The organism is Thermosynechococcus sp. OHK43 (assembly GCF_014466085.1).
Classification (GTDB): domain Bacteria; phylum Cyanobacteriota; class Cyanobacteriia; order Thermosynechococcales; family Thermosynechococcaceae; genus Thermosynechococcus.
Window position 1 is genome coordinate 1 of the sequence record NZ_JACOMP010000077.1, and the last position, 4984, is coordinate 4984.

General features: G+C 54.9%; 7 protein-coding genes. 2 read left to right on the forward strand and 5 right to left on the reverse strand.

Annotated elements, in window-relative coordinates; translation table 11 throughout:
• Positions 1-366 (reverse strand): flavoprotein (locus H8Q75_RS03310; protein WP_297040485.1); only part of this gene is annotated, 366 nt, incomplete at its 3' end.
• Positions 367-469: 103 nt separating this feature from the next.
• Here H8Q75_RS03310 and H8Q75_RS03315 point away from each other — a divergent pair.
• Positions 470-970: a hypothetical protein gene (locus H8Q75_RS03315; RefSeq protein ID WP_041428959.1), complete on the forward strand. Its 501-nt coding sequence runs from the start codon at positions 470-472 to the stop codon at positions 968-970.
• Here the strand turns inward: H8Q75_RS03315 and H8Q75_RS03320 are convergent.
• From H8Q75_RS03320 to cysH, 3 genes are read right to left on the reverse strand one after another with little or no spacing between them, the layout of a single operon-like run.
• Positions 967-1830, reverse strand: coding sequence for a polysaccharide deacetylase family protein (locus H8Q75_RS03320; protein WP_297040492.1), 864 nt, complete (start codon positions 1828-1830; stop codon positions 967-969). The two genes, H8Q75_RS03315 and H8Q75_RS03320, sit on opposite strands and share 4 nt — an antisense overlap.
• Before the next feature lie 24 nt (positions 1831-1854).
• Positions 1855-2742, reverse strand: a complete 888-nt coding sequence (gene glyQ, locus H8Q75_RS03325) for a glycine--tRNA ligase subunit alpha (RefSeq protein WP_024124173.1) — start codon at positions 2740-2742, stop codon at positions 1855-1857.
• 4 nt (positions 2743-2746) lie between these two features.
• Positions 2747-3457 (reverse strand): phosphoadenosine phosphosulfate reductase, encoded by a 711-nt coding sequence (cysH, locus tag H8Q75_RS03330; protein ID WP_024124172.1) that lies wholly within the window; start codon positions 3455-3457, stop codon positions 2747-2749.
• Positions 3458-3736: 279 nt separating this feature from the next.
• Here cysH and H8Q75_RS03335 point away from each other — a divergent pair, with 279 nt between their 5' ends.
• On the forward strand, positions 3737-3880 hold the full coding sequence (locus tag H8Q75_RS03335; RefSeq protein WP_157869628.1) for a hypothetical protein: 144 nt from the start codon (positions 3737-3739) through the stop codon (positions 3878-3880).
• Between the two features lie 127 nt (positions 3881-4007).
• Here the strand turns inward: H8Q75_RS03335 and H8Q75_RS03340 are convergent, their stop codons facing one another.
• Entirely contained in the window at positions 4008-4709 is a 702-nt protein-coding gene (locus H8Q75_RS03340; protein ID WP_041428957.1) for a YggS family pyridoxal phosphate-dependent enzyme, read from the reverse strand.
• Between the last annotated feature and the right edge of the window lie 275 nt (positions 4710-4984).

A 4984-nucleotide genomic window follows, 5' to 3' on the forward strand; every position in this document is an offset into this window, starting at 1 on the left:
CTCTAGGAGATCGGAACTCAGGCCTGCCGCCAACTTGGCCACCGTACTCATACTACAAGGGAGAATCACCATGCCCAGGGTGCGAAAGGAACCGCTGGCGATTGCCGCTGCCACATCTGTTGGCCGATGACAGGTGAGGCAACCTTCCCAAACTTGGGCCTGTTCGCGCCAAAACAGTTCCTGCTTATCGGGCTGAATTGGCAGAGTGAGGCCATATTCTGCCTGCCACACTTGATGTGCGGCCTTCGATGCCACAAGTTGAATAGGATAGTTGGCTTGTAATAGAAATTTAATGGCGCGCACTGCATAAATGAGCCCAGACGCACCCGTTACACCCAACACAATTGGCAAAGAAGAGGAGGTCACAACCGCAATCACCAAACAAAACCGTTATAAGGTTAACAAAGTTGGGGCAACTGCCCCCTTTTCATGATCTGCAATCTCCCCCAACAGGACTTGGTAAATGCCCATGACAGCCCCTGATCCTCTATCTTCTTCCCCCAGTGAGTGGGCAGTTGTCTCTCCCGAAGTACTCGGGGAGTTGTTTGATGCGGCCTTGTTGGAGGGACTCGTGAGTAGTGAAACCCCGGACTTAGAAGCTCTGTTTCAGGATTTAACTCCCCTGGATCTCAAACCCGCAGCGATCGCCCCCGAACAGTGGCAACACCTGCAAGCTCAGCACCAGCAAATTGCCCAGCACCTTGAGGAAACCTTGACGTACCTTGCCAAGGTGAAAGCGTTGGCCTATCAGCTTCAGGCCGTGGCCAGTGAGTTTGTGCCCACCCCCAAGTATCGGCGCCGCCAACCGCCCCCTCCCCATCCCTTGGAATATCTCACGGCTGAACTACTGCGGGCGATCGCTGACACTCAGGCCAGCTTAGAACCAATCTATGAACCCTTGAATCAACTGGGGGAAACCCTCAATGGTACCTCGACGCCACAGATTCATGAATTTCCCCTAGAGCCTTAGCGAGGGGGCAGAGAGCGTGGCTGCAATTGCGGTTCACTGCGACTAGGGGGGCTAGGCGTCAACTGAGGAGTGGGCAGACCTTCTGGGGTCGGTGTCGGAGTGATTGTCGGTTGAGGGGTGGGTGTCTCAGGCTTTGGTGGGGGGGCTTTCACTAGTTGCAGCAGTTCCGGCACAGTGACAAAGCGATAGCCTTTTTGCCGCAGGCGGCGAATCAGCGTGGGGAGGGCCTTGCGGGTCTTGGCGCGATCGCCGCCACCATCGTGGAGCAGAATAATGCTGCCCGGTTTGACATTCTTCAGGGTACGCTCCACAATATCTGCGGCTGTTGTGTTGGGTCGAGTGTCATGGGGATCCACGGACCACATAATGACGGCATAGTTTTTCGACTTGGCATAGTCCACTAGCCCTGTGGTCAAATTGCCCCCCGGTGGCCGAAAAAGGCGCGTTTGGGCTTGGCTTTGCTTGGCAATCAGTGCAGAGGTGTTTTCAATTTCCTGCTTAGCTACTTTAGGGTCAACGGGTTGGTAGGGATGACTCCAACTATGGTTGCCAACGGCATGACCCCCTTTGACAATGTCAGCAATGATATCGGGATACATGAGGGCGTGCTTGCCCAGGATAAAAAATGTGGCCTTGGCCTCCTCCTCTTTGAGAATTTGCAGAACTTGGCGAGTTGAGGCTCCCCAAGGGCCATCATCAAAGGTGAGGGCCACCACTTTTTCGGGCGGCAGCGGTTTGACCTGATAGACCAACTGCCTCCAAAACTTTCTAGGACTAACAAAGTGCGGCACATCCGCTGCCAGCGTTGCCGATGCCGCAAACACAGTCAAGACCACCAACAGGTGCCACTGCCGTCCCATGGATGCTCCTTAGAGAATTGTGACTTAGGGGGCGATCGGCGCCGGCTCCTTCAGCAGTGGAAACCCCAGAGCTTCCCGTTGTTGGACATAGGCTTGGGCGACCCGCCGGGCCAAGCCGCGAATGCGACCAATGTAGCGCGTACGCTCTGCCACCGAAATGACACCGCGGGCATCCAGCAGGTTAAAGGTGTGGGAACACTTGAGCACATAATCCAAACTGGGCAGTACCAACTGCTTTTCCAGAAGCTGCTCCGCCTCCTGCTGGTAGAGACTAAAAAGGGTGAACAATCGTTCCGGGTCGGAGGCTTCAAAGTTGTAGGTGGATTGCTCAATTTCCCCTTGGAGATGGACATCGCCATAGGTGAGGGTAGAGTTCCATCGGATACTGGCGATCGCATCCACCTCCTGGAGATACATTGTCAACCGTTCTAGGCCGTAGGTAATCTCAATGGAAACCGGCCGACAATCCAGACCACCACACTGCTGGAAGTAGGTAAACTGTGTCACTTCCATGCCATCTAGCCACACCTCCCAGCCTACGCCCCACGCGCCAACGGCAGCATCCTCCCAGTTGTCTTCGACAAAGCGAATGTCATGGTCTGGGGGGCGAATGCCAAGGGCGCGCAGTGACTCCAAATAAATCTCTTGGATATTATCAGGAGAGGGCTTAATCAGCACTTGGTACTGGTAGTAGTACTGATAGCGGTTGGGATTCTCGCCATAGCGGCCATCCGCTGGCCGCCGACAGGGTTCGACATAGGCCACTGCCCAAGGTTCAGGTCCGAGGGCACGTAAAAAGGTATGGGGGCTTTTGGTACCGGCGCCTTTTTCCACATCGTAGGGCTGAGCAATCAGGCATCCCTGAGCCGCCCAAAATTGGTGCAGTGTGGCAATAACGTCCTGAAAGTACATGGGCTTAGATGTGAATCCCGCACTCGGTTTTGCCCATGCCGCGCCAGCGACCTGCCCGTTCATCTTCGCCATCGGCGATAGGGGTGGTGAGGGGTTCATCGCCAATGCTGGCATAGCCGCGATCGTGGAGGGGATTGTAAATCACCCCGTGCTCCATCACATAGGCCCAAGTTTGTTTACGTGTCCAAGCAGCAAGGGGATTAATTTTCAGACGACCCTCTTTGTCCAGTTCCACATAGGGCATATTGGCACGGGTGACCGCTTGGTCTCGACGCCGTCCCGTAATCCAAGCCACAGTATTCAGTTCTGCCAAGCCCCGTTGCAGCGGTTCAATTTTAGTGAGATGGTGAAACTGCTCAACATTGGTTTCCCAAAGCTTGTCGCCATAGCGGGCAGCAAAGGCTTCGCGGCTGTCAACATCGGGGGTTTTGTAGGTGCGCAAATCCAGACCGTATTTTTCCTTGGCCTGCTGCACAAATGCTAGGGTCTCGGCAAAGTGATGCAGTGTGTCCAAAAAGAGAACGGGCACCGGCGGATTGGGGCGCAGATCACGGTAGAGGAGGTCTGTAATCACCATGTCATCCACGTTAAAGGCACTGGTCTGCACCAGCCCCTGGGGAATTGCGGTGACGGCCCATGCCAAAATGTCACGAGGGTGTGCCCCTTCAAAGCGTTGGTTGAGGGCATCGAGGTCAAAGCTTAGGGATGCGGCCATAGGCGGTGTTAGCAGGGTTTTAGAAAGCATCCTTTAGCTTACCAAAGAATTGGGTCTAAGGACCCGCCCTGCTACGCACGACCACCGGTCTAAGGGACAGCTTTATTTTTCTTTGTTTTGTGATAAAGCGCTGCCATGTTAATCAGAGGAGCCAAGTCCCTCTGAAAGTCTAACAGCAACCTATAGACTGAGCAGATCTTCGGTGCGTGGTGGCATCTAAGCAATGCCGTCTACACCCGCCCTTTACTGCCGGCTTACCATCCAGCAGGCAAGCTCATCATGTCCATTGGCCAATGCCACCTACAGGATGAATTCATTGCCCCCGCCGCGGCTGAGCGTCGGGTCTATCTGCTGCTGGGCATCACTGTCAAAATCGGCCTTGGTAGCAAAAATGCGGCCCACCTTGCTCTCGGCTGGTCCTAAGCTGCGGGAGTCACCACCGATTCTGAGCATGACAATCAACACTGTGATGGCCTTGAGCTTTGATCGCCGGGCAGTTTTCTTTTTTCACCACTGGAGACGATTTCAGAACCAATCCCTTGCAAGGGCATTACTCCTGCCGAATTGCTAACGCCGATTGGCGATCGCCAAAAATAGCCGTACCAATGCGCACCATCGTTGCGCCGGCCTGCACCGCCAGGGGATAGTCTTGGGTCATCCCCATCGAATACTCCTGCCACTGGAGCTGCTGCCATGGCTTTGTGCTCAGTTCCTCACCCCAAGCCCGCAATTCCTGAAATACTTGCAACTGTTCTGAGGGGGCCAACCCCAAGGGCAGAATGGTCATCAGACCACAGCAGCACAGATGGGAGAGAGCATCCAGTTGGGGCAGGGCGGCCTCTAGCTCTGATTTTTCCCAGCCATATTTTTGGGGGTCGGGGCGGAGTTTTACCTGCAAGAGACAGCGGGGACTGGCTGCCCCCGTCTCCTTGAGGAGGGTATCGATCCGTTCGGCCAACTTCCAGCGGTCAACGGTGTGAATCCAATCAAAGAGTTGCAGCGCCTGCCGTACTTTATTTGTTTGCAAATGGCCAATCAGATGCCATGTAATGTCCGTGAGGTCAGCCAATTCAGCGCGTTTGCTGGCAGCTTCCTGCACGCGACTTTCGCCAAAATCCCGAATGCCGGCCTCATAGGCAGCACGAATCGCAGCCGCTGGCATAAACTTGCTGACGGCAATCAGGCGGACCTGGGGGGGCAGCGTTGATTTGAGGTGGCTGGCGCGATCGCGAATTTCAGCAGCGGATAACACAGGCAATGTCTGGGCAAGGATGCTTTTTGATCGTAAAACCCTGTTGCAAAAAGTGAAACCATGGCAGGATTGTCGGTCTCGTTGACTAGGCTAGGGGGTAGGATTCAGAACACTTCTATGGCTGTGCCCCTCAAGCTCTCCCTTGGCCTCATTGGTTTACTCGCTCTTGGCCCTCTTTTAGGGGGGGAGTTGCTCTCCCCAGGAAAAAACTGGCTGTCTGCCGCCCAAGGTCAACCCAATTGGGGCATTGAATCAGCCCCAACCCCATCCCCTCA